We start from the raw sequence: 22,642 nt of genomic DNA on the forward strand, positions 1-22,642 counted from the left end.
TTCGTTGCCGTTTTACGTTTACCTTAGCCGCGCAGAACCTTAAGACAGCGTTTCAACTGCTCGTCCAGCGGCGCTTCAATACGGATGATTTCACCAGTGTTTGGATGGGTAAACTTCAGCGCTGCCGCGTGCAGGAACAGACGCGACAGTCCCGTCCCCGCCAGCTGCTTATCAAACTCGCGGTCGCCATAGCGGTCATCAAAGGCGATTGGGTGCCCTGCAAACTGCGTATGCACGCGGATCTGGTGGGTACGACCGGTCACCGGACTACAGCGCACCAGCGTGGCAAACTCATAGCGTTCTTCAACTTTAAAGCGCGTCTCAGACGGTTTCCCTTCCTGGCTCACGCGGACAATGCGTTCACCGCTTTGCAGAATGTTCTTCAGCAGCGGCGCCTGCACCACTTTTACATGGGACTGCCACTGACCGCGAACCAGCGCCAGGTAATCTTTCTGCATCCCTTTTTCACGCAGCTGTTCATGCAGAGAACGCAGCGCAGAACGCTTTTTCGCCACCAGCAGTACGCCTGAGGTGTCACGGTCAAGACGGTGCACCAGTTCAAGGAAGCGCGCTTCCGGGCGCAGGGCTCGCAGCCCTTCAATCACGCCGAAGCTCAGACCGCTACCGCCATGGACAGCCGTTCCTGACGGTTTATTGAGCACCAGAATGTGGTCATCTTCGTAAAGGATCACATCACTTAAGGCCGCCACTTTCTGTAGCTTCGGTGAAACGGTCTCTTCTTCACGTTCCGCAACGCGCACCGGCGGAATACGCACTTCATCGCCCGCCTCGAGTTTGTACTCGGGCTTCACGCGTTTTTTGTTAACCCGCACCTCGCCCTTGCGCAGGATGCGGTAAATCATGCTCTTTGGCACACCTTTCAATTGGGTGCGCAAAAAGTTATCGATACGTTGCCCCGCGTCATCTTCGGCGATGGCAACCATTTTTACGGCTGGAGTCTCTGTTTTCATGGTTGGCGATTCTAAATATCGTCAGCCATTAGCGCCACTCATTTTTCTATGCTTATATTTACTTTTATCCGGCCAGCTCCCCGTTTCGCGCAACCGATTTGGTGGTTATTAAACCAATCGCCATTCTGAAGTGAAGAAACTGTGAGTAACCGGGTGATAATTGGTAAAAGTCATCTTGCTATAACCCGGCGAGCAGTGGAATAATGAGGCTGTTTTCCGTGTTAAATCCTGGTTAAGTAAGGATGTTGACGGAATGACCAATTTTGTCTGACCGATCATCCACGCAGCAATGGCGTAAGACGTATTGATCTTTCAGGCAGTTAGCGGGCTGCGGGTTGCAGTACTTCCCGGTATAAGGATTGTTCTCTGGAGAGTTCTACCCAGGCAATTCCCCTGATAATTGCGCTGTGTTTCCGTATGAAATACAGGCAACCGACACTCTGCGCCTCTTAAGCGAGCGACAACCGTGAGGTTGGCGACGTGAACAGACACGAGGCCATCGGTTCATACCCCGGAAAGCGTCACCTTGCCCGCAGCTTTGTCGTCAATGTAAGAATAACGAGTAAGTTACGATGAAAAGAATGTTAATCAACGCAACTCAACAAGAAGAGTTGCGTGTCGCCCTTGTGGATGGGCAGCGCCTGTACGATCTGGATATCGAAAGTCCTGGACACGAACAGAAAAAAGCGAACATTTACAAAGGTAAAATCACCCGCATTGAACCAAGCCTTGAAGCTGCATTTGTCGATTACGGTGCTGAGCGTCATGGTTTTCTCCCTCTGAAAGAAATCGCCCGCGAATATTTCCCTGCAAACTACAACGCCCATGGCCGCCCAAACATCAAAGATGTTCTGCGTGAAGGTCAGGAAGTTATCGTTCAGATTGATAAAGAAGAGCGTGGCAACAAAGGTGCCGCACTGACCACCTTTATCAGCCTGGCAGGGAGCTATCTGGTTCTGATGCCTAACAACCCGCGTGCGGGTGGCATCTCTCGCCGTATCGAAGGTGATGACCGTACCGAGCTGAAAGAAGCGCTGGCAAGCCTCGAACTGCCTGATGGCATGGGGCTTATCGTGCGTACCGCAGGCGTAGGCAAATCAGCCGAAGCGCTGCAATGGGACCTGAGCTTCCGTCTGAAGCACTGGGAAGCCATTCAGAAAGCTGCGGAAAGCCGCCCTGCTCCGTTCCTGATCCACCAGGAAAGCAACGTTATCGTGCGTGCCTTCCGTGATTACCTGCGTCAGGACATCGGTGAGATTTTGATCGATAACCCGAAAGTGCTTGAGCTGGCGCGCCAGCACATCGCCGCGCTGGGTCGTCCGGATTTCACCAGCAAAATTAAACTGTACACCGGTGAAATCCCGCTGTTCAGCCACTATCAGATCGAATCCCAGATTGAGTCCGCCTTCCAGCGTGAAGTGCGTCTGCCTTCCGGCGGTTCTATCGTTATCGATACCACTGAAGCGCTGACCGCTATCGACATCAACTCCGCGCGTGCAACGCGCGGCGGTGATATCGAAGAGACCGCCTACAACACGAACCTCGAAGCCGCTGATGAAATCGCCCGCCAGCTCCGCCTGCGCGACCTGGGTGGTCTGATTGTTATCGACTTCATCGACATGACCCCTGTTCGTCACCAGCGTGCGGTTGAAAACCGCCTGCGCGAAGCGGTGCGTCAGGACAGGGCGCGTATCCAGATTAGCCATATCTCACGCTTTGGCCTGCTGGAGATGTCCCGTCAGCGTCTGAGCCCGTCTCTCGGCGAGTCCAGCCATCACGTTTGTCCGCGCTGCTCCGGCACCGGTACCGTGCGTGATAACGAATCTCTGTCTCTCTCCATTCTGCGTCTGATTGAAGAAGAAGCGCTGAAAGAGAACACCAAAGAGGTTCACGCCATTGTGCCGGTTCCCGTTGCCTCTTACCTGCTTAACGAAAAACGTGCAGCGGTAAGTGCCATTGAAGCGCGTCAGGGCGGCGTTCGCTGCATCATCGTGCCAAACGACCAGATGCAGACCCCGCACTATCACGTACTGCGCGTGCGTAAGGGCGAAGAGACGACCACCCTCAGCTACCTGCTGCCGAAGCTGCATGAAGAAGAGATGGCCCTGCCTTCCGATGAAGAGCCTGCAGAGCGTAAACTGCCAGAGCAGCCTGCGTTAGCGACCTTCATCATGCCAGAAGCGCCACCGGAAGCAGCTCTGGAAAAACCTGCCGCCAAACCTGAAGCGAAGAAACCAGAAGCAGCGGCAGCGAAAGCCCAGCCGTCGCAACCGGGTCTGCTGAGCCGCTTCTTTGGCGCGCTGAAGAAGATGTTTGCTGAAGAAGAAGTTCAGCCAGAGCAGCCGAAAGAAGAGCCTAAAGCGGCCAAACCGGAGCGTCAGCAGGATCGTCGCAAGCGTCAAAACAACCGCCGCGATCGTAACGACCGCAGCGACCGTAATGACCGTAATGACCGCAGCGAGCGTCGTGACAACCGTGACAATCGCTCTGAGAATGGCGAAGGCCGTGAGCAACGCGAAGACAACCGCCGCAACCGTCGCGAGAAACAACAGCCGAATGTTGAAGATCGCGAAATTCGCCAGCAGGCGGGCGATGAGTCTGAGAAGAGCAAACAGCGTGATGATCAGCAGCCGCGCCGTGAACGCAACCGTCGTCGTAACGACGAGAAGCGTCAGGCACAGCAGGAAGTCAAAAACCTGAACCGCGAAGAGCCTGTTGAACAGCAGGACGGCGAGCAGGAAGAACGTACTCAGGTTATGCCGCGTCGTAAGCAGCGCCAGCTTGCTCAGAAAGTTCGCTTCGCCTCTGAAGCAACCGAAGAGTCAGCCGTTGTCGCGGTTGAAACCAGCGAGAGCACAACCGGTACGCAGCTGGCGAAAGTTGATCTGCCAGCGGTCGTTGAAAACAACGTTGAGCAGGATGATAACGGTGAAAACCGTGATAACGCCGGTATGCCGCGCCGTTCACGCCGTTCTCCACGTCATCTGCGCGTCAGCGGGCAGCGCCGTCGTCGCTATCGTGACGAGCGTTACCCTACTCAGTCGCCAATGCCGCTGACCATTGCCTGTGCTTCACCAGAAATGGCCTCCGGTAAGGTCTGGATCCGCTACCCGGTTGCTCGCCCGGAGCAGGTTGTTGAAGAACAGCCTGTAACCGAAGAGGTGATTGCACCTGCAGCAGCAGCGGTAGAAGACGTCGTGACTGAAGCGGCAACCGTGGTTGAACCTCAGGTTGTTGAAACGGAAGCACCTCACGCAGTGGAAGTTGAAACCACCCATCCAGAAGTGATTGCCGCGCCGGTTGATGCCGTACCGCAGCTTATCGCCGAAGAAGATGCCGTGGTGGCTGAGGAAGTCGCTGAAGAGGCTGAACCTGTAGCCGCAGTGGAAGACACCGCCGAAACCCTGATTGAAACCACCACTGAAGAAGTTGTTCAGGACGTTGAGATTGAAGTTGAACCGGTTGTTGAAGAAGCGAAAGCGCCTGAGGTGAAACCTGAGCCGGTTGTTTCTGCGCCAGCCGCTGCCCACGTGGCGACAGCACCAATGACGCGCGCCCCGGCGCCGGATTATGTGCCAGAAGCCCCGCGTCACAGTGACTGGGTACGCCCGGCGTTCAGCTTCGACGGTAAAGGCGCTGCAGGCGGCCACAGTGCAACGCATCAGGCGACTGCACCGGCAACGCGTCCGCAGTCTGTCGAATAACGACGCTGAAAGTAAAAAGCCGACCTTAGGGTCGGCTTTTTTTATGGCTGTTGCACGGGCTTTCTCATCCCGGTGACCTCCGGCATGACCTGCCGCATCAACTCCAGAAAACGCCGCAAACGGGCCGGGTAATAGCGGGACCAGGGATAAACCAGATGCACCGGTAACGCCGCTGGCTGCCAGTCTGGCAGCAAATGCACAAGTCGCCCTTCCCGAATATCATCCTGTACCGTCCAGCTGGATACCACCGCCACGCCAAGGCCGGTGAGCGCCGTGTTGCGTGCGACATACAGGCTATCGGTGCTGAGGCGTGGGGTAATCGCCACTCGCGCGGTGGCAGGTGATGCATCGTGAAAAAGCTCCACATGGCGCTGGTAGAAAGAGCTAATCGCTATCCAGGGAAACTGCTGCAAATCCTCCGGCGCGGTAACCGTTGGAAAACGGGCCAGCAGCGCCGGAGAAGCCACCACCGAGCGCGGCACTTCCGCCAGCAGCACGGATACGGTCGCCGGATCGACCTCCACGCCCACCCGAATAGCACAGTCAAGGTTGTCGCCGAGGAAGTCCGCCGACCGATCGTTGAGCATCCACTCAATCGAAAGCTGCGGATAGCGTTGCAAAAATTCGGTTACGGGTTTCAGAAGCTGGTCCTGACCAAACGCGTGGGGTGCCCGCACCCTCAGCACGCCAACGGGCTCATCTTCCGTCTGCCCCACCTCATCTTCCAGCGCCAGCCAGCTGTCAATCACCCGACGGGCGTGCTGATAGCAGCGCTCGCCGTCATCCGTCAGCCGCGTCGTGTGGGTGGTGCGCAATATCAGGCGCACGCCCAGCATGGTCTCCAGAGACTGTAACCGTCTGCTCACCGTGGCCTGGGTGGTGGCCAGCTGCCGCGCCGCCGCAGAGAGGGAACCCGCCTCCACTATCCGGACAAACGTCCGCATCAACTCGACCCTGTCTATACGCTCAGCTCTTTTCATCGCATTTTCACTTATACGTCCAACGTATAAGCGTTTTACCACCGGGCCCGCTACCGTCGCAAGGCGTACTGATAAAAAATAGCCTCACACGACGAATGAGGAACATCTTATGAACACAACAACCGCCGCCCATGCCGTGAGCCGCTGGGTAATCTTAATGCTGGCGATAGGTGCAGGTTTCAGCGTGGCATCTATCTATTATGCCCAGCCTCTGCTGCCGCTTATGGGTGCAGACCTTCACCTGAGTATCGAAGGCATGGGCCTGGTCCCGACGCTCACCCAGGCGGGATATGCCCTGGGGATCCTGTTCCTGCTACCGCTCGGCGATCGCCACGACCGCAGGACGTTAATACTGATAAAGAGTGCGGCGCTGGCGCTGTTTCTTCTCGGCTGTAGCCTGACCGGGCAGATACATTCTCTGCTGCTGGCAAGCCTGCTCATCGGCATGGCCGCCACCATGGCACAGGACATCGTCCCTGCCGCGGCCATCCTTGCGCCGGAAGGTAAACAGGGGAAAACCGTGGGTACGGTAATGACCGGGCTGCTGATGGGTATCTTATTATCCAGAACCGTGAGCGGCATGGTGGGCGAAGCGTTTGGCTGGCGCGTCATGTACCAGCTGGCGGCGGCGAGCATTGCATTCATCGGGGTGATGATGTGGTTTGTGCTTCCCCGTTTTGCCATTCATTCCACGCTGAGCTACCCGGCGCTGATGCGCTCAATGGAACATCTGTGGCGTCGCTATCCGGCGCTGCGCCGTGCGGCGCTGGCTCAGGGCTTCCTGTCGATTGCCTTTAGCGCCTTCTGGTCTACGCTTGCGGTCATGCTGCTTGAACGCTATCACCTGGGTAGTGCCGTAGCGGGTGGTTTTGGTATTGCAGGTGCCGCCGGTGCGTTAGCTGCCCCGCTGGCAGGAGGTCTGGCGGACAAACTCGGCGCAGGAAAAGTCACGCAGCTTGGTGCAGTTCTTGTGACCGTCTCATTCGCTCTGATGTTCCTGATGCCCGCGTTGGGCGTTCATGGACAGCTGATGCTGATCGCCGTCTCCGCCGTTGGGTTCGACCTGGGTCTGCAGTCCAGCCTGGTCGCTCACCAGAACCTGGTTTACAGCCTTGAACCGCAGGCGCGGGGGCGTCTCAATGCCCTGCTCTTTACGGTGGTCTTTATCGGGATGGCGCTGGGTTCCGCGTTAGGCAGCAATATCTACTCGCTGGCTGGCTGGACGGGCGTGGTCGCGCTGGCGACAGTCTGTGGGGTCATTGCGCTGGCAATCCGTCTGATAGAAAGCGCACGTGTCGCCTCCGTACCGGCGGAAGTTGCATAAAAAAATGCCCAATCCAGACGGATTGGGCAGTAAAACATGCCCAGTTTCAAGACATGTTCCAAGAGGTCAAGATGTTATTTGTTCAGCTGGAACAGAGACATGCCCTGCATATCGCTAAACGCTTTATAAGACGCCTGCAAGGCCGCCTGCTGCATGGTGTAAGAGGAAATCGCTTCGTTCCAGTCAACATCTACCAGATCACTCATCTGCTTGGTCTGACCCAGCGCGCGGTCATCACCCAGCGTATCGAGTTTTTCCAGCTCGTTCATCTTGGTTCCCACATCCGCAACGACCGTCAGGACATTGTTCTGGGAGTTTTTGATGCCGATTTGCGCATTGGCAATCACCTGGCTTTGTGCCGTTGCGGCAGCCGGATCGTTCTCAATCGGTGTCTTCAGCGACGCAATGGCAGAATCCAGGATTTTGAACATGTTTGTTTCGCCATACCCACCGCCCGGCAGCTGTTCCGCATTACTGGTAATGCTTTCGAAAATTTGCTGTCCGGTATGGCTGATGGTCATATTTCGCGCCGTATCAACCTGCTGGCTGATGGCCTCTGCGCCGCCGTTGTAATCCCCGGTCGCGGCATCAAACGGTGCGCTCTCTGTTTTGTATCCCGCAAAGATAAAGCGACCATTACCGTCCGTCGTGTTGGCCAGGTTCATCAGCTGATCGCGGATCCCCTGAATATCGGTCGCCAGAGAAAGACGGTCGTCATCGCTTAATGTGCCGTTTGAGGCATAAACCAGCTTCTCGCGCACGCTTGAGATCGCGGTATTCACTTGGGTTAACACGTTATCTTCCAGCGAGACCTTCTGCGTTGCAAAGGTACGCGCGAGTGCAAACTGGCTGTTTTGCGACTGAGATTGTGACAGAACGATGGCCTGCGACGCGGCGATAGGATCGTCCGAAGGACGATTGACGCGCTTACCGGTGGACATTTGCTCACCGTAGCTCAGCCATCTGCTCTGGGAATCGGTGATTCCACGCATGTTCTGCTCATACATCATCTGGGTGCTAATACGCATTGTTCACCTCAACCTTAACGAATGTTGATAATTGCATCGAAGAGCGTACTGGCAGTTTGTAATACCTGGGCATTGGCCAGGTAATACTGCTGATAACGCTGCAAATTGCCATACTCTTCGTCGAGGTTTACCCCAGAGATGGTCTGCTGCTGCTTGATTAACTGCGTCTCCACGTTGGCTTTCGTCTGGCTGCTCACCTTCAGTGACGCCGTTGAGCTACCCACGGTACTGACGAGAGAGGCATACGCATCGTTGAAGGTTTTGTTGCCCCCCACGACTTTCGCGTTTTGTAGATCGAGCAGTTTCTGGCCGTTACGGTTGTCACTTTCGCCGCCGTTCTGCACCGATGCCATCGCCAGTTTGGACTCGTCGCTGATCGCGAGATCCATGTTCATGATGACGTTGGAAACAGGCTTCACGGTAAAGCTGTCTTTGGTATTTGCCGTGCCGCTGACGTTGACGTTAAGGCCATCAAACGACAGATTACCGCTGGCATCCGGGCTCATCGTAAAGCTGGTTTTGTCTGACGTGCGGGTGACCGTCCAGTCAGTGCCGTTAAACTGCAGTTTATAGTCTGTTGCCTGGACCTGTTTACTGTCCGCCACGGAGGCCGTGACAACGGCCGAGCCGCCGTTCTTGCTGTTGGACAGCACCGCCGGAGAACCAAAATTGAACAGCTTACCGCCCGCATCACCGTTCGCATCAAAACCGGCTTCATGCTGCGTGTTCATCGCATCGGCGAAGGCCAACGCCATCTGGTTCAGGCTGTTACGCGCTTTATCCAGATCTTCCGTGCGGAAGGTCAGTAAACCGCCTAAAGAACCGGTGGTGATAAATTTCTCGGGGATCTCAATATTACCCGCCACGTCATCGACGTAGGCAATGGTCGTACGAGCCGGATCGGCGCTGGACTTCACGGCTGCCAGTTGGCTGGCTTTGCTGCCCTGCACCAGGCTGTAACCGTTGCCGAGAGAGATATTAAACGTGCCGCTATCCTGTACGGAGACTTCCACGCCAACGATTTTGTTCAGTTCAGTCACGAGCTGATCCCGCTGGTCGAGCAGGTCGTTAGGCGAAGCGCCCGCACCGACGCCGGTCAGACGGGAAATCTGATCGTTCAGGTTCGCAATCTGTGTCGCGTAGTTGTTGATCTGAGACACGCTGCTTGAGATGGCGGTATTGACCTGCGTATCCTGGTCACGAAGATACTGATCGTTGGTTTTGAACTGATTGACCAGCCCCCCCGCTTTACCCAGCACCGTCTGACGGGCAGCCGGGTCTTCCGCGTTGCTCACCAGGGTTTGCAGGCTTTTGAAGAAGTCCTGCAGCGTGGTGGAGAGCGAGTTGGTGGTATCGGAGAGCACATCGTCAATTTTTGACATCTGCTGATAGCGCGTCGTCAGACCGCTGCTCTGCGTCTGCGCGGCGCGCAGCTGGTTGGTGATGAAGGCGTCATACTCACGCTGGACACCGGAGACATAAACCCCGTTACCCACCCAGCCACCGCCGCTCAGCGTGCTGTTAGAGGCACCCAGCACGGTCGTCTGGCGGGTGTAACCTGCCACGTTATAGCTTGAAATATTATTACTGACGGTATTGAGTGCCGACTGCGCAGCACTGAGGCCACTCATGGCGCTGTTAATCAAACTGGACATGGGGGTTCCTTTTATACGTTCAGACACGAGTCCTGATGAAGGTTATCGGCAACCTCCACCGGGACTTGAGAACTTTCAGAACAGATTTTCAATATCTGTGCTATAGGCTTTGCTGACCTTCTCGCCCATGGATTTCAGCTGCTGGATCATGCTGGTGAGCTTACGTGCATAGTTCGGGTCAGTCGCGTAGCCCGCGTTTTGCAGCGCCTGAGCACCCTGCTCCGCCGTCGCCGCCTGCGTAACGGCGGTATAACGCGGATTTCGGCTCAGCAGGCCGACATAATCGGACAATGCTTCCAGATAAGAGCTGTAGACGCGGAATTTTGCTTTGACCTTCACCGCCGCACCGTTCTCGTATTCCGTGGTCGTGATCTCCGTCGTCGGCCCCTTCCAGCTGGAGGTGGCTTTCACGCCGAAGATGTTGAAGCTCGGCTCGCCGTTTTCCTTGCGGATCTGGCGCTGTCCCCAGCCCGACTCCAGCGCAGCCTGCGCCAGAATCAGGTGATGCGGCACGCCGCTCTGCTGGCTGGCAAGGCGCGCAGGCAGAGAAAGCTGCGCCAGGAAGTCTTTGCTGTCACCCGAGAGCGGCTCATCGCCGCTCTCCGTCGCTTTAGGTATGGCTTTACGCACCAGCTGCGTCAGGGCCTGGTTCTGATAACTGGTCACCGTTTCCAGGTCGAACTTCATCGGTACCTGCTGCGGCTGCTCCTGAAGCTGAATACCCTGCGCGGCTTCGGTCTGTTTCACAATCATGTCAGCCAGACCGAGGCCTTTACCGGCTGTCATCTGCTGCGCAATCTGCTGGTCATACATGCTGGTGTAGAGACGCGTTGAATCACTGCTGAACATCCCGTCTTTCGGCAGGGTTTCACGCATGCTTTTCAGCATCATCTGTACAAACATCCCTTCCACCTGGCGGGCGACCGGGCGGATGTTCGCCGCCGGGTCTTTGCCTGCTTTGGTTTTCAGTTCGTTGAGCGACTGGGCGTCCCAGGCGGCACTGGTCAACAGTTTGCTATCGGTCAGCATTAGATGATTTCCAGTTTGGCGCGCAGGCAGCCCGCGCTTTGCATGGATTGCAGGATAGACATCAGGTCCATCGGCGTTGCCCCCAGGGCGTTCAGGGCACGTACCACGCTGTTCAGGTTGGCGCTGGAGCGAACGCTCTGCAGCGACCCGCCGCTCTGACGCATATCAATCTGCGTTTGCGGCGTCACCACCGTCTGACCGCCACCAAATGGCGTATTCGGCTGGCTCACGTTCGCGGAGCGGTTTACCGTCACGGAGAGATTCCCCTGCGCCACGGCACAGCTGTCCAGCGACACTTCCCGGTTCATCACCACCGAGCCGGTACGGGAGTTGATGATCACTTTCGCATCCTGCACCGGAACGTTCACTTCCATATTCTGGATATCCGCCAGCATGCGCACCTGGTTGCTGCTGCCGGTGGAGGTACGGATCTGCACGGTGCGCGCATCGAGTGCCGTTGCATTACCGTAGCCGCGGCTGCGGTTGATGGTATCGGCAATTTGCTGCGCCATCGTGAAGTCTTCATTATTGAGCTGCAGGTTGATGGTGTTGCCCGCGCCAAACTGGGTCGGCAGTTCACGCTCAATGATCGCACCGTTGGTGATACGTCCACCGTTCAGCTGGTTCACCTGCACGCTGCTTCCACCTGCGGATGCACCCGCACCGCCAACCAGAATGTTCCCCTGCGCCAGCGCATACACCTGGCTGTCAACGCCTTTCAGCGGGGTCATCAGCAGCGTACCGCCGCGCAGGCTTTTGGCGTTACCCATTGAGGAGACCACCACATCAATGGTCTGCCCCTGACGCGCAAACGCCGGGTAGGACGCGGTGACCATGACCGCGGCCACGTTTTTCAGTTGCATGTTGGTTCCCGCCGGCACGGTAATGCCGAGCTGAGAAAGCATGTTGTTCAGGCTTTGGGTGGTGAACGGCGTCTGGGTCGTCTGGTCACCGGTACCATCCAGACCCACCACCAGGCCGTAGCCAATCAGGGAGTTTTCACGTACGCCCTGAACGCTGGTGAGATCGCGAATACGGTCAGCCTGGGCAAATGTTGCCACCAGCGCGAGCGCCACGGCGAAGATCGATTTAAACATGGGTCACCTCGCTTACATCGGCGATAAATTAAGGAAGAAGCGCTGCAGCCAACCCATATTTTGCGCTTCATTGATATAGCCGTTGCCGACGTACTCAATGCGTGCATCCGCCACCTGGGTGGACGGAACGGTGTTGGTGCCGCTGATGGTGCGAGGGTTAACCACGCCCGAGAAGCGAATGAATTCAGTGCCCTGGTTGATGGCGATCTGTTTTTCACCCACAACGTGTAAGTTGCCGTTAACCAGTACCTGGTCAACCGTGACCGTCAGCGTACCGCTGAAGGTATTGCTGGCGTTCGCGCCGCCTTTGCCGTTAAAGGTATTGCCGCCGGACGCGTTCACATCAGCACGCGCGTTGCCGAACAGCCCTTCGAGATAGCGTGGCACGGTATCGAAGCCAAAATTGGTTTTGCCATCGCGGCTGGCGTTCGCCGACGAGCTCTTGCTCGCGCTGACGTTTTCCTGCAGCACAATGGTCAATGTATCGCCGACGTTACGCGGGCGGCGATCTTCAAACAGCGGCTGATAGCCGTAATTAATCGGCTGCGCGGTCTGGAAAATGGAGCCGTTGACCACTGGCGCAGGGCCAGGAACGGGTTGGGCAGTCGTCGCACCCTGGACCAATGGTTTAGACGGGATCAAAGCACACCCGCTGAGGGTGACAGCCAGAACAGTCAGTATCGGATAACGAAACGCCGCGTTTTTTTGCATTGCCTTCATCTTCGAAAACAGGGAGCCGGTGCGGCGTTTACCGCACCGGGCTACACCTTAGAGTTGCGTCAGTTTCTGCAGCATCTGGTCGGTCGTCGACACTGCTTTACTGTTAATTTCATACGCGCGCTGAACCTGGATCATATTCACCAGCTCTTCCGCCACGTTCACGTTGGACGTTTCAACATAACCCTGATACAGCAGGCCCGCACCGTTCAGGCCCGGGGTGCTCTCATTAGGCGTACCGGAGGATTGCGTTTCGGTGTAGAGGTTCTCACCAATGCTTTCCAGACCGGTATCGTTCATGAAGGTGGTCAGGTTGAGCTGCCCAACCTGAACCGGCGCGGCCTGTCCCTGCTGGGTCACGCTGACCACACCGTCACGTCCGATGGTGATGCTCAGGGCGTTCGCCGGGATGGTAATTGCAGGCTGAACCTGGAAACCGCCCGCCGTCACCAGCTGGCCGTTCTGATCCACCTGGAATGAGCCGTCACGGGTATAGGCCGAGGTACCGTCAGGCAGCTGCACCTGGAAGAAACCCTGCCCTTTAATGGCCACATCTTTACTGTTGTTGGTCTGAGACAGGTTGCCCTGGCTGTGCAGACGCTCAGTGGCCACCGGGCGAACGCCGGTACCGATCTGCAGGCCCGACGGCAGCGTCGTCTGTTCAGAAGACTGCGCGCCCGGCTGGCGGATGGTTTGATAAAGCAAATCTTCGAAAACGGCACGCTGACGCTTGAAACCATTGGTGCTCACGTTTGCCAGGTTGTTGGCAATCACGTCCATATTGGTTTGCTGGGCGTCCAGGCCAGTTTTCGCGATCCATAAAGAACTGATCATAAGGAGTCCTGTTAACTCATAGCCAGAAGTTGGTTAGCTTTGCCCGCGTTTTCATCCACGCTGCTGATGATCTTCATCTGCATTTCAAAACGACGGGCGCTGGCAATCATGTCGGTCATGGCTTCAACCGGCTTGACGTTGCTGCCTTCCAGAACGCCGGACATCACGCGGATGCTCGGATCGGCCTGTAACGTGGCACCACGCGTCGCCTGCGCCGCCTGGGTCAGACGGAACATGCCGTCATCGCCACGCTGCACGTCTTTGCCTTCCGCCTTAACCAGCTTCAGACGTCCGACGGGCGCAACGGTGTTGGCCGGGTCGCCCGGGTTCAGCGCCGAAATGGTGCCGTCCGCGGCGATAGTCAGCTCAGAGCCTTCCGGCACGGTCAGCGGGCCCGCTTCACCCATCACCGGATGGCCCTGAATCGTCAGCTGGCCCGTCGCGCTCACCTGGATATTGCCGTTACGGGTATAACCTTCGCTGCCGTCCGCAGTTTGCACCGCCAGCCAGCCGTCCTGCTGCAGGGCAACGTCCAGCGGGCGCGAGGTGTAGTCCATCTGCCCTGGCGTCATATCTGCGCCAGGGGTTGATGCCGTCACCAGCGTACGGGTTGGCAGAGAAAGCCCTTCAACCGGCACCGCGCGCAGCGCATTAAGCTGCGCGCGAAAGCCCGGCGTCGAGGCGTTTGCCAGGTTGCTGGCAGTAACGGCCTGCTGATTGAGCGTCTGGCTTGCCGCGCCCATCGCGGTATATATTGCGTGATCCATTGCGCTTTCCTGTTAGCCGCTTAACGCAGGTTAACCAGCGTGTTGAGGATCTGATCCTGGGTTTTGATGGTCTGCGCGTTCGACTGATAGTTACGCTGCGCGACAATCATGTTCACCAGTTCTTTACTCATATCCACGTTGGAGGCTTCCAGCGCGCCGTTGGTCAGCTTGCCGAAGTTACCGGTGCCTGCGGTACCCAGCAGCGCCACGCCGGAGGACTGGGAGGCAGACCAGACGTTGTCGCCTTCCGATTTCAGGCCTTCGTTGTTCGCGAAGTTTGCCAGCACGATCTGACCCAGAACCTGAGTCTGTTCGTTGGAGTAGTTCCCCACAACGGTGCCGTCATCGTTGATCTGATAGCTCACCAGGTCGCCCGGCTTGAAGCCGTTCTGATTGGTCGCCACGATATTGTTTGCACCGGTGTTCTGCTGCATGGAGTTCTGGAAGCTGAGGGAGAAGGTCGCAGCCGTCGCACCGCTGACAGAACCCGTGGTGATGTTAATTGCCGGCGTGGCGTTTGGCGTTGCGCTCAGTACACCCGCAGCGTCGTAGTTATAGACACCCGCCAGGTTACCGTTCGCATCAAAGTTCATCTGCGCCGCTTTGGCCGCTGTAGAACCCGCAACGCTGCCGTCCTGAGTGTAAAGATCCCATTTATTGTCGGCCGTCTTAACGTAGTAGACATACATGTTATGGGCGTTACCCTGGCTGTCGAATACGGTCACGGTCCCTTTTTTGTTATAGGTATCCGGGTTAGTCGCATCGAAGGGGGCCGTTTGAACAGGATCGGTTGAGTTCAGGTTGATCTGCTGCGACGCGGTGGTGGTCGATTTCGCCGCCATCAGGGTATTCGGGATAGTAATCGCCTGAGGGTTCGCACCGGTCTGAACGGTTGGTGGCGTACCCGCTACCGGGTAGCCCGTCAGCTGCATGCCCTGCATGTTAACCAGCGTACGGTTTTCATCCAGCTTGAACTGACCGTTACGGCTGTAGAACACAGAGCCGTTGGAATCGACCATACGGAAGAAACCGTTCTGGCTGATGGCAACGTCCAGACCACGACCGGTGTTGGTAGTGGTGCCGTCGGTAAAGTCCTGAGTGATGCCCGCAACTTTCACGCCCAGGCCGACTTTGGAACCGGCAAACATGTCTGCAAATGAAGCAGAACCGGATTTAAAACCATAGGTCGCGGAGTTGGCGATGTTGTTGCCAATGACGTCCAGGTTGGTGGCCGCAGCATTCAGGCCGCTGACCGCTTGAGAAAAGGCCATGACTTACTCCTGATAAGTGTTAAGGCTTAGATAATCTGCCGAACTTCGTCGAGTGTGGTGGTACCCGAGGTACCCAAATCCAGTTTGTTGCCGTCGCCCCCTTTAATCACGCCCTGAACCAGCGCGAACTGCAGCGGCTGCGCCACCAGCTGGGTCGTGCCGTTGCTGGCGCTAATCGCGACTTTGTAGGAACCGTTTGGTGCTTTCGTGCCGTCGGTCAGGCTGCCATCCCAGGTAAAGGTGTGAACGCCCGCCTTCAGCTCGCCGATATCAATGGTGCGAACCACCACGTTATTGGCATCCATGATCGTTGCAGTCACCTTGTCAGCCGGCTGCTGGAGCTCAACGCCAAACGGCGTGGTGGTCGTTGTGGTGTTGCCTTCGGTGGTGCTGGTGCCCGCCAGAATCGTGGTTCCCGGGATCATCACCCCGTGGCCAATCAGGCTTGCCGCCTGCAGAGACTGGGCGCTGTTAATCTGGCCGGAGACGGAACCGAGGGTCGTATTCAGTTTCTCAATGCCGCTAACGGTGCTGATCTGCGCAAGCTGCGTGGTCAGTTCGTTGTTCTGCATTGGGTTGGTGGGATCCTGGTTCTTAAGCTGCGCCACCAGCAGCGTCAGAAAGCTGCCCTGAAGATCGGAGGCATTGCTCCCGGTGAGGGAGTTAGAACCTGTCGTACTCTTGGTGTTATTAACACCCGAGTTCGTAGGATCATTCACATTTACGGCGATGGACATGCATGTCTCCTTTACTGGCCGAGAGTGAGTGTTTTGAGCATCATGCTCTTCACGGTATTAAGCACTTCGACGTTGGCCTGATAGCTGCGAGAAGCCGACATGGAGTTCACCATCTCACCCACCACATCCACGTTTGGCATTTTCACGTATCCGCTGGCATCCGCGAGCGGGTTACCCGGCTCATACACCAGCCTGTCCGGCGCCTGGCTCTCTACCACATCAGACACCTTCACGCCGCCCGTCGCCGCGCCCGGCGCAGCATCGACCTGAAAGACAACCTGTTTGGCACGATAAGGCTGACCGTCTGGTCCGGTTACGCTGTCGGCGTTTGCCAGGTTACTGGCAGCCACGTTCAGGCGTTTGGACTGCGCGGTTAACGCCGAACCGGCAATATCAAAAATATTCAACAAGGCCATCTATCAGTTCCCCCCCTGCAGGACGTTCATCATGCCTTTGATTTGTCCGCCGAGTACGGTCAGGCCCGTCTGGTATTTCAGGCTGTTATCGGCAAACTGGGTACGCTCCCGGTCCATATCCACGGTGTTACCGTCGAGTGAGGGCTGATCGGGAATGCGGTAAAGTAAATCGGTCGCTGGCGCGGTCATCGCCTGAGCAGGAATATGGCGAGAGGATGTCATGGCAAGTGCAACACCCGTTCCTTCGGCACGTCCACGCTCCATCACCTTTTTGAGTTCACTGGAAAAATCAATATCGCGCGCCTGAAACCCTGGGGTATCGGCGTTAGCGATGTTGGCGGCTAAAATCTCCTGCCGCTGGGCGCGTAAATTGAGCGCTTCCTGCTGAAAACGTAACGCGGCGTCGAGTTTATCGAGCATGTCTCCTCCGCTGATGGCAAAATTTCAGTTCACAGCTTAAATCTCACCCGGTCTCCCCTATCGACGGAATAAGCGCAAAATGCGTCGCTATTTATTGCGTTGATGCAAAACCACTGCAGGTAGAATTCATTCAACTCTGGAAACGGTGGAACTTGCGATGCAAACGTTAAAACGTGCCCTGATGGCAACTTTCTTGCTGTTTAGCCCTCTGGTGCAGGCTGAAGGCTTACAGGATCGGCTGACGGCTTTTTTTGCTGAAAAGCTGGCGGGCTTTAGCGATGACGTTAGCGTTACCGTGCGCACCCCACCGAATCTGTACCCTACCTGTGACCAGCCGTCATTCAGCGTGACGGGGACCACCCGGCTGTGGGGAAATGTGAACGTGCTGGCACGCTGCGCCAACGAAAAACGCTATTTACAGGTTGCAGTTCAGGCGACGGGCAATTATGTTGTCGCCGCCGTGCCGATTGCGCGCGGCAGCGTGCTGCAGACGAACAGCGTGACGTTGAAGCGCGGCCGTCTGGATCAGCTGCCTCCACGCACCATGCTGGAAATGAACCAGGCACAGGACGCCGTCAGCCTGCGTGATGTCGCCCCCGGCCAGCCGATACAGCTCTCAATGCTGCGTCAGTCATGGCGGGTAAAAGCGGGTCAACAGGTGATGGTCGTGGCCAACGGAGATGGCTTTAGCATCAACAGTGAAGGGAAAGCGTTAAACAATGCCGCGGTGGCGCAAAATGCCCGCGTCAGAATGTCCTCAGGCCAGGTGGTGAGCGGAACCGTCGATTCTGATGGGAATATTCTGATTAACCTATAATCTTTTTAAAGATTTCGCGGCGCGTGCCGATAAATATTCCACTAATGATGATGTCAGGCGCAAACGCCGCGAACCCTCGATGAGGACAACACTATGAGCATTGATCGTACATCAGCCCTGAAGCCGGTAAGCGCTGTACAACCTCGCGAAACGAATGACGCTCCTGCGCAGAAAACGCGTCTGGAAAAAACGTCAACGTCCAACAGCACCAGCGTAACCCTGAGCGACGCGCAGGCAAAACTGATGCAGCCAGGCAGCAACGATATCAATATGGAACGTGTTGAAGCGCTGAAAACGGCTATTCGTAACGGTGAGCTGAAAATGGATACCAGCAAGATTGCTGATGCCCTGATTCAGGAAGCACAGAGTTTCTTACAGAGTAACTAACCGTATGAGTCGACTGTCAGAAATACTGGATCAAATGACGGTTGTCCTGAACGACCTGAAAACGGTAATGGACGCTGAACAGCAGCATCTCTCTTCCGGTCATATCAACGGCAGCGCGCTGCAGCGTATTACTGAAGATAAAAGTTCGCTTCTGGCAACGCTGGATTATCTGGAGCAACAGCGCCGCGCTGAGCAAGATCCTAAGCGCAGCGCCAATGACGATATTGTTGAGCGCTGGCAAACCATTACCGAAAAAACCCAGCACCTGCGCGATCTTAACCAGCACAACGGCTGGCTACTGGAAGGTCAGATTGAGCGTAATCAGCAGGCGCTTGAGGTATTGAAACCGCATAAAGAAACCGGACTGTACGGTGCGGATGGTCAGACGGCGACTGCGCGTATTGCGGGAGTTAAAAAGATTTCGATTTGACGCCCGGGCGACAAATCATGCAGCGGGGAGCACCATAAGGTGAACTCCCCTTTTGGCGTTTATGCCGTACGGCGGGCAAACTCCTTCACTTTGAAGCCCAGCACCGCGAGCGTGGCAAAGTAAGCCACCACCCCGACGCCTACCACGGCCATCAGCCGCATCAGACGGTAAGGCATGGTGCCCTGGGACCACTCCGGCATCACGTACAGCATGCCGAGCAGCGCGGCAGACATCACCAGCACCGCAATAATCAGACGCACCAGGAAACTTCCCCAGCCCGGCTGCGGCGTAAAGATATCCTGCTTGCGCAGCTGCCAGTACAGCAGCCCGGCATTCAGACAGGCCGCCAGACCAATCGATAATGACAGGCCTGCATGCTTCAGCGGACCAATAAACGCCAGATTCATCAGCTGAGTCATAATCAGCGTCACAATGGCAATTTTCACCGGCGTTTTGATGTTCTGACGCGAGTAGAACCCTGGCGCCAGCACCTTGACGACGATCAGCCCCATCAATCCGACCGAGTAGGCAATCAGCGCGCGCTGGGTCATGGCGGCATCAAAGGCGGTGAATTTCCCGTACTGGAAGAGCGACACCGTCAGCGGTTTAGCCAGAATACCCAGCGCCACCGCGCTTGGCAGGGCCAGCAGGAAGCAGAGACGTAAACCCCAGTCCATCAGGCGGCAATATTCATCATGGTTACCGCTGGCAAAACTTTTCGACAGCGACGGTAGCAGAATGGTCCCCAGCGCCACGCCCAGCACTCCGGACGGGAACTCCATCAGACGGTCGGCGTAGTACATCCAGGATACCGAGCCGGACACGAGGAAAGAGGCAAAGATGGTGTTGATGATAAGCGAGATTTGGCTGACGGAGACGCCAAGAATGGCGGGCCCCATCTGCTTGATCACGCGCATCGCCCCGGCATCTTTGAGATTGATGCGCGGCAGCACCAGCATGCCGATTTTTTTCAGATGCGGCAGCTGGTACGCCAGCTGCAGCACGCCGCCGACGGTGACCGCCCAGGCCAGCGCCAGCACCGGCGGGTTAAAGTGCGGCGCGGCGAACAAGGCAAAACCGATCATGCTGACGTTGAGAAACGTTGGCGCAAACGCCGGAACAGAGAAGCGGTTCCAGGTATTCAGGATCGCCCCCACCAGCGAGGCCAGCGAGATGAGCAGAATATAGGGGAAAGTGATGCGCAGCAGCTGCGAGGTCAGCGCAAATTTGTCAGCCGTATCGGCAAAACCGGGCGCGGTCACCATAATCACCCACGGCGCGGCCAGCATCCCGAGTACGGTCACCACCGCCAAGGCCAGCGTCAGCAGCCCGGAGACATAAGAAACAAAGACGCGCGTCGCGTCTTCACCCTGCTTGCTTTTATATTCCGCCAGGATAGGCACGAATGCCTGAGAAAACGCCCCTTCCGCAAAAATACGACGTAGCAGGTTCGGCAGTTTGAACGCGACGAAAAAGGCGTCCGTGGCCATCCCTGCACCAAATACCCTTGCCACAATGGCGTCGCGCGCAAAACCCAGCACGCGGGAAAACATGGTCATCGAGCTGACGGCCGCCAGCGATTTTAATAAGTTCATTAACGTGAATTTCCAGAACCATACGGATTTGTAAGCCGGGTGAACCTAAGCGCCACCCGGCAAAGCCAACAAGCGGCGCTTAGTCTAACCGGATTTCAACGAATTACTATCCGCAGATGTTACAGCGAGTTATTCGCTCATGGCATCGCGCCAGAGCCTTTCCACAATGCGCTGCGCCAGAATGGCCTGCTCGCCGGACGTTTCAGGAACCGTCTGATTTTGCACGCAGGTGATAAAATGGCGGGCGCATCCTGCGAAACCGCGCTGCTCCAGGGTGCTCTGCCAGCCTGGCGCCGGGAGCGTCACCACGCCGTTGCCCTTCTCTTCCCGCCACTCGCGCATGTCCGTAATGTCATACAGCGCGCCGTCGGTCACCGCCTGCACGGATTCACGCTGGCTTCCTGCCCGACGGTGCATGCTGGTGGTAATCTGAAGATGCTCAACGGCGAAGTGGTGTTCCGCGTAGACCATCTGCCCCTGGTCATTCGTCAACAGGGTACCGCTTTTCAGCAGCGCTTCGCCGTTGCTCAGCCACAGCGCCGTATCCACAACGTGCAGATAATCATCCAGAAGGGTGAAGCGCAGATCGTTAGGCCCAACGCTGTCGGTACGGTGCTTATCCATCCGCAGCGAGGCGAGCGTACCCGACTGCGCCTTCAGTTGCTGATAAAGCGGCGCGAAACGACGGTTGAAGCCCACCATCAGCGTCAGTTTTTTGCGCGCGGCCAGCTCAATCAGCCGCTCGGCATCCTGAACATTTTCAGCCAGCGGTTTATCCACGCAGACGTGAACCCCCGCATTGAGCAGCTCGCTCACCACCTGATAGTGGGTTGCCGTTGAGGTATGCACAAAAACCGCATCACACTCGCGGGCCAGATCCTGCAGGGAGGCAGCATACGGAATGCGCCAGGTTTCGCAGATACGTTCTGCCTTTTCGCGGGTGGGTGACCATGCCCCTTGCAGCGTCCAGTCCGTCGCCGCCCCTAAAACAGGCAGCCAGGCTTTTTGCGCGATGCCGCCCAGCCCCACCACGCCTACGCGTAATTTTTTCACCGTCAGTCTCCCAAATGTGCCAGCAACGCATCCAGACGCTGTTTCAGCCCGGCGACCTCTTCTTCCAGCGCCTCTACCCGCGCGGCAAGACCATCATTGCCTGCTGAGGATCCCGCGTCGCTCTCCACGGTAGCGACATCGACGTCGCCGCTGAACAGATGCATATAGCGGCTTTCACGTTTGCCCGGCTCGCGCGCCAGTCGCACCACGTACGGGCCGTCTTCGCGAGAAGCCAGCCCTTCCAGGGTCTGCTCGACCTCCTGCATATCGCTGAATTCATGCATACGGGAAGCGCGCGTGCGCAGTTCCCCCGGCGTCTGCGCCCCGCGCAGCAGCAGCGTGGTGATGACCGCCACTTCCGCGCTGCTCAGCTTCAGGTCACCGAATTCGGAGTTACAAAAGCGCTGTTCGTATTTGGTCACGCGGTTGCCGAAGCCGCTGACGGTGCGCAGATAGTGGCGTTTTACCAGCGCATCCAGCACGTCCTGAACGTCATGCTCGCTGAGGTTCATCACCGGTTCGCGGTTGGTCTTCTGGTTGCAGGCCATGGTCACGGCGTTGACGGAGAGCGGATACTGCTCCGGCGTGGTGACCTGTTTTTCGAGTAAGCACCCAATCACGCGCGCTTCTGTACCGTTTAGCTGATACTTCATCTTTTCTCCTTAACGACCTGCGGTCCAGTCCCGGGTGGTTAACGCCGTCAGAACGTGGTCGCGCCACTCTCCGTCTATCAGCAGATAGTCTTTGGCGTAACCCTCTTTCTCGAACCCTAAACGCGCCAGCAAATTGCCGCTGCGCTGATTATGCGGCATATAGTTCGCCATGATGCGATGGATATGCTGCGTGCGTTGCATATAGCGGATCGCCACCGTTAACGCCTCGTACATCAGCCCCTGCCCCTGCCATTTCTGGCCGATGGAGTAGCCAAGGTAGCAGGCGTGAAACGATCCCCGCACCACGTTTGAAAAATTGGCGATCCCGATAATCTCTTTTTCTTCAGGATCCAGCAGCGCGAAATAGAACGCGCTGCCCTGCTTGTGAAATTCCGTAATCATGCTGAGGCGCGCCTGCCAGCCGGAAGGGTAACAATGGCTCTCATCCCGAACGGGTTCCCAGGGTTTTAAAAACTGGCGATTCTCGGCGTAATAATCCGCCAGACGCCAGGCATCACGCTCATGCACCAGACGAACGACCAGCCTGTCCGTTGTCAGACGCACTTTTGGCACATTACTGCGATAGCCAAACATCGATACCACTCCTTCCCGTCACTTCTGCTTACCCATTAGCTTTACTATACCTGCGCCTGCGCCGTCTGTGAAAACAGTGACATACCATTTTGCCCTCTTTTCATTATTTTCGATGAGAACTCTCTATCAAAGCACCCTTTTGATAAAAAAATATTGTCACGCC

The 22,642-nt window shown here is 56.7% G+C and carries 22 protein-coding genes; 5 read left to right on the forward strand and 17 right to left on the reverse strand.

Annotated features, from left to right (window positions below; genetic code table 11):
* Positions 1 to 23: 23 nt before the first annotated feature.
* Positions 24 to 971: a 23S rRNA pseudouridine(955/2504/2580) synthase RluC gene (gene rluC / locus NQ230_RS14705; RefSeq protein WP_219323939.1), complete on the reverse strand. Its 948-nt coding sequence runs from the start codon at positions 969 to 971 to the stop codon at positions 24 to 26.
* Positions 972 to 1,543: 572 nt separating this feature from the next.
* Here rluC and rne point away from each other — a divergent pair.
* Positions 1,544 to 4,675, forward strand: a complete 3,132-nt coding sequence (rne, locus tag NQ230_RS14710) for a ribonuclease E (protein ID WP_257258063.1) — start codon at positions 1,544 to 1,546, stop codon at positions 4,673 to 4,675.
* 41 nt (positions 4,676 to 4,716) lie between these two features.
* On the opposite strand, the gene NQ230_RS14715 is transcribed toward rne, so the two are convergent.
* A complete protein-coding gene (locus NQ230_RS14715; RefSeq protein WP_370686449.1) occupies positions 4,717 to 5,619 on the reverse strand; it encodes a LysR substrate-binding domain-containing protein in 903 nt (300 codons plus the stop codon).
* A 145-nt stretch (positions 5,620 to 5,764) separates the two neighbouring features.
* Here NQ230_RS14715 and NQ230_RS14720 point away from each other — a divergent pair, with 145 nt between their 5' ends.
* The gene (locus tag NQ230_RS14720) at positions 5,765 to 6,979 is read left to right on the forward strand and encodes an MFS transporter (RefSeq protein ID WP_257258064.1); all 1,215 of its coding nucleotides are present in this window, start codon (positions 5,765 to 5,767) and stop codon (positions 6,977 to 6,979) included.
* Between the two features lie 74 nt (positions 6,980 to 7,053).
* On the opposite strand, the gene flgL is transcribed toward NQ230_RS14720, so the two are convergent.
* The 11 genes from flgL to flgB all read right to left on the reverse strand — a co-directional run bounded on the left by flgL (position 7,054) and on the right by flgB (position 16,950).
* Positions 7,054 to 8,007 carry a flagellar hook-associated protein FlgL gene (gene flgL, locus NQ230_RS14725; RefSeq protein WP_121425888.1) on the reverse strand — a complete coding sequence of 318 codons (954 nt, stop codon included), beginning with the start codon at positions 8,005 to 8,007 and terminating at the stop codon, positions 7,054 to 7,056.
* Positions 8,008 to 8,021: 14 nt separating this feature from the next.
* Complete coding sequence (gene flgK, locus NQ230_RS14730) at positions 8,022 to 9,662, reverse strand: flagellar hook-associated protein FlgK (protein WP_257258065.1); 1,641 nt, start codon at positions 9,660 to 9,662, stop codon at positions 8,022 to 8,024.
* A 75-nt stretch (positions 9,663 to 9,737) separates the two neighbouring features.
* Positions 9,738 to 10,691 carry a flagellar assembly peptidoglycan hydrolase FlgJ gene (gene flgJ / locus NQ230_RS14735; protein WP_257258066.1) on the reverse strand — a complete coding sequence of 318 codons (954 nt, stop codon included), beginning with the start codon at positions 10,689 to 10,691 and terminating at the stop codon, positions 9,738 to 9,740.
* A complete protein-coding gene (locus NQ230_RS14740) occupies positions 10,691 to 11,788 on the reverse strand; it encodes a flagellar basal body P-ring protein FlgI (protein ID WP_029740346.1) in 1,098 nt (365 codons plus the stop codon). The genes flgJ and NQ230_RS14740 overlap by 1 nt, the downstream gene beginning before the upstream one ends.
* 12 nt (positions 11,789 to 11,800) lie before the next feature.
* Complete coding sequence (flgH, locus tag NQ230_RS14745) at positions 11,801 to 12,499, reverse strand: flagellar basal body L-ring protein FlgH (protein ID WP_024909015.1); 699 nt, start codon at positions 12,497 to 12,499, stop codon at positions 11,801 to 11,803.
* A 57-nt stretch (positions 12,500 to 12,556) separates the two neighbouring features.
* Positions 12,557 to 13,339 (reverse strand): flagellar basal-body rod protein FlgG, encoded by a 783-nt coding sequence (gene flgG, locus NQ230_RS14750; RefSeq protein WP_008500810.1) that lies wholly within the window; start codon positions 13,337 to 13,339, stop codon positions 12,557 to 12,559.
* An 11-nt stretch (positions 13,340 to 13,350) separates the two neighbouring features.
* Positions 13,351 to 14,106: a flagellar basal body rod protein FlgF gene (locus NQ230_RS14755; protein ID WP_121425885.1), complete on the reverse strand. Its 756-nt coding sequence runs from the start codon at positions 14,104 to 14,106 to the stop codon at positions 13,351 to 13,353.
* Between the two features lie 20 nt (positions 14,107 to 14,126).
* Positions 14,127 to 15,377, reverse strand: a complete 1,251-nt coding sequence (gene flgE, locus NQ230_RS14760; protein ID WP_121425884.1) for a flagellar hook protein FlgE — start codon at positions 15,375 to 15,377, stop codon at positions 14,127 to 14,129.
* A 26-nt stretch (positions 15,378 to 15,403) separates the two neighbouring features.
* A complete protein-coding gene (gene flgD / locus NQ230_RS14765) occupies positions 15,404 to 16,114 on the reverse strand; it encodes a flagellar hook assembly protein FlgD (RefSeq protein WP_121425883.1) in 711 nt (236 codons plus the stop codon).
* Between the two features lie 11 nt (positions 16,115 to 16,125).
* Complete coding sequence (gene flgC / locus NQ230_RS14770) at positions 16,126 to 16,530, reverse strand: flagellar basal body rod protein FlgC (RefSeq protein WP_008500814.1); 405 nt, start codon at positions 16,528 to 16,530, stop codon at positions 16,126 to 16,128.
* Between the two features lie 3 nt (positions 16,531 to 16,533).
* Positions 16,534 to 16,950 (reverse strand): flagellar basal body rod protein FlgB, encoded by a 417-nt coding sequence (flgB, locus tag NQ230_RS14775; RefSeq protein WP_023311135.1) that lies wholly within the window; start codon positions 16,948 to 16,950, stop codon positions 16,534 to 16,536.
* Between the two features lie 157 nt (positions 16,951 to 17,107).
* Here flgB and flgA point away from each other — a divergent pair, with 157 nt between their 5' ends.
* The 3 genes from flgA (at position 17,108) to flgN (ending at position 18,584) form a co-directional block, all read left to right on the forward strand.
* Complete coding sequence (flgA, locus tag NQ230_RS14780; RefSeq protein WP_257258067.1) at positions 17,108 to 17,767, forward strand: flagellar basal body P-ring formation chaperone FlgA; 660 nt, start codon at positions 17,108 to 17,110, stop codon at positions 17,765 to 17,767.
* A 93-nt stretch (positions 17,768 to 17,860) separates the two neighbouring features.
* Positions 17,861 to 18,154: a flagellar biosynthesis anti-sigma factor FlgM gene (flgM, locus tag NQ230_RS14785; RefSeq protein ID WP_257258068.1), complete on the forward strand. Its 294-nt coding sequence runs from the start codon at positions 17,861 to 17,863 to the stop codon at positions 18,152 to 18,154.
* A gap of 4 nt (positions 18,155 to 18,158) precedes the next feature.
* Entirely contained in the window at positions 18,159 to 18,584 is a 426-nt protein-coding gene (flgN, locus tag NQ230_RS14790) for a flagella biosynthesis chaperone FlgN (RefSeq protein WP_025755834.1), read from the forward strand.
* Between the two features lie 59 nt (positions 18,585 to 18,643).
* Here flgN and murJ read toward each other — a convergent pair whose 3' ends face one another.
* The 4 genes from murJ to rimJ form a co-directional block, all read right to left on the reverse strand.
* A complete protein-coding gene (murJ, locus tag NQ230_RS14795) occupies positions 18,644 to 20,179 on the reverse strand; it encodes a murein biosynthesis integral membrane protein MurJ (RefSeq protein WP_257258069.1) in 1,536 nt (511 codons plus the stop codon).
* 129 nt (positions 20,180 to 20,308) lie between these two features.
* Positions 20,309 to 21,232, reverse strand: coding sequence for a Gfo/Idh/MocA family protein (locus NQ230_RS14800; protein WP_257258070.1), 924 nt, complete (start codon positions 21,230 to 21,232; stop codon positions 20,309 to 20,311).
* A gap of 2 nt (positions 21,233 to 21,234) precedes the next feature.
* On the reverse strand, positions 21,235 to 21,885 hold the full coding sequence (locus NQ230_RS14805) for a YceH family protein (protein WP_257258071.1): 651 nt from the start codon (positions 21,883 to 21,885) through the stop codon (positions 21,235 to 21,237).
* A gap of 9 nt (positions 21,886 to 21,894) precedes the next feature.
* Complete coding sequence (rimJ, locus tag NQ230_RS14810; protein WP_008500822.1) at positions 21,895 to 22,479, reverse strand: ribosomal protein S5-alanine N-acetyltransferase; 585 nt, start codon at positions 22,477 to 22,479, stop codon at positions 21,895 to 21,897.
* Positions 22,480 to 22,642: the final 163 nt, after the last annotated feature.

The sequence above is a fragment of the Enterobacter asburiae genome, assembly GCF_024599655.1.
Lineage (GTDB): Bacteria > Pseudomonadota > Gammaproteobacteria > Enterobacterales > Enterobacteriaceae > Enterobacter > Enterobacter asburiae_D.

Coding starts and splice junctions, on each gene's coding strand:
- flgB (WP_023311135.1), bottom strand. CDS start 16,950: ATGCTCGATAAACTCGACGCCGCGTTACGTTTTCAGCAGGAAGCGCTC.
- flgL (WP_121425888.1), bottom strand. CDS start 8,007: ATGCGTATTAGCACCCAGATGATGTATGAGCAGAACATGCGTGGAATC.
- flgN (WP_025755834.1), top strand. CDS start 18,159: ATGAGTCGACTGTCAGAAATACTGGATCAAATGACGGTTGTCCTGAAC.
- NQ230_RS14740 (WP_029740346.1), bottom strand. CDS start 11,788: ATGTTTAAATCGATCTTCGCCGTGGCGCTCGCGCTGGTGGCAACATTT.
- NQ230_RS14715 (WP_370686449.1), bottom strand. CDS start 5,619: ATGCGGACGTTTGTCCGGATAGTGGAGGCGGGTTCCCTCTCTGCGGCG.
- rluC (WP_219323939.1), bottom strand. CDS start 971: ATGAAAACAGAGACTCCAGCCGTAAAAATGGTTGCCATCGCCGAAGAT.
- flgD (WP_121425883.1), bottom strand. CDS start 16,114: ATGTCCATCGCCGTAAATGTGAATGATCCTACGAACTCGGGTGTTAAT.
- flgJ (WP_257258066.1), bottom strand. CDS start 10,691: ATGCTGACCGATAGCAAACTGTTGACCAGTGCCGCCTGGGACGCCCAG.
- flgE (WP_121425884.1), bottom strand. CDS start 15,377: ATGGCCTTTTCTCAAGCGGTCAGCGGCCTGAATGCTGCGGCCACCAAC.
- NQ230_RS14720 (WP_257258064.1), top strand. CDS start 5,765: ATGAACACAACAACCGCCGCCCATGCCGTGAGCCGCTGGGTAATCTTA.
- rimJ (WP_008500822.1), bottom strand. CDS start 22,479: ATGTTTGGCTATCGCAGTAATGTGCCAAAAGTGCGTCTGACAACGGAC.
- flgC (WP_008500814.1), bottom strand. CDS start 16,530: ATGGCCTTGTTGAATATTTTTGATATTGCCGGTTCGGCGTTAACCGCG.
- rne (WP_257258063.1), top strand. CDS start 1,544: ATGAAAAGAATGTTAATCAACGCAACTCAACAAGAAGAGTTGCGTGTC.
- flgA (WP_257258067.1), top strand. CDS start 17,108: ATGCAAACGTTAAAACGTGCCCTGATGGCAACTTTCTTGCTGTTTAGC.
- flgH (WP_024909015.1), bottom strand. CDS start 12,499: ATGCAAAAAAACGCGGCGTTTCGTTATCCGATACTGACTGTTCTGGCT.
- NQ230_RS14755 (WP_121425885.1), bottom strand. CDS start 14,106: ATGGATCACGCAATATATACCGCGATGGGCGCGGCAAGCCAGACGCTC.
- NQ230_RS14805 (WP_257258071.1), bottom strand. CDS start 21,885: ATGAAGTATCAGCTAAACGGTACAGAAGCGCGCGTGATTGGGTGCTTA.
- flgK (WP_257258065.1), bottom strand. CDS start 9,662: ATGTCCAGTTTGATTAACAGCGCCATGAGTGGCCTCAGTGCTGCGCAG.
- murJ (WP_257258069.1), bottom strand. CDS start 20,179: ATGAACTTATTAAAATCGCTGGCGGCCGTCAGCTCGATGACCATGTTT.
- flgM (WP_257258068.1), top strand. CDS start 17,861: ATGAGCATTGATCGTACATCAGCCCTGAAGCCGGTAAGCGCTGTACAA.
- flgG (WP_008500810.1), bottom strand. CDS start 13,339: ATGATCAGTTCTTTATGGATCGCGAAAACTGGCCTGGACGCCCAGCAA.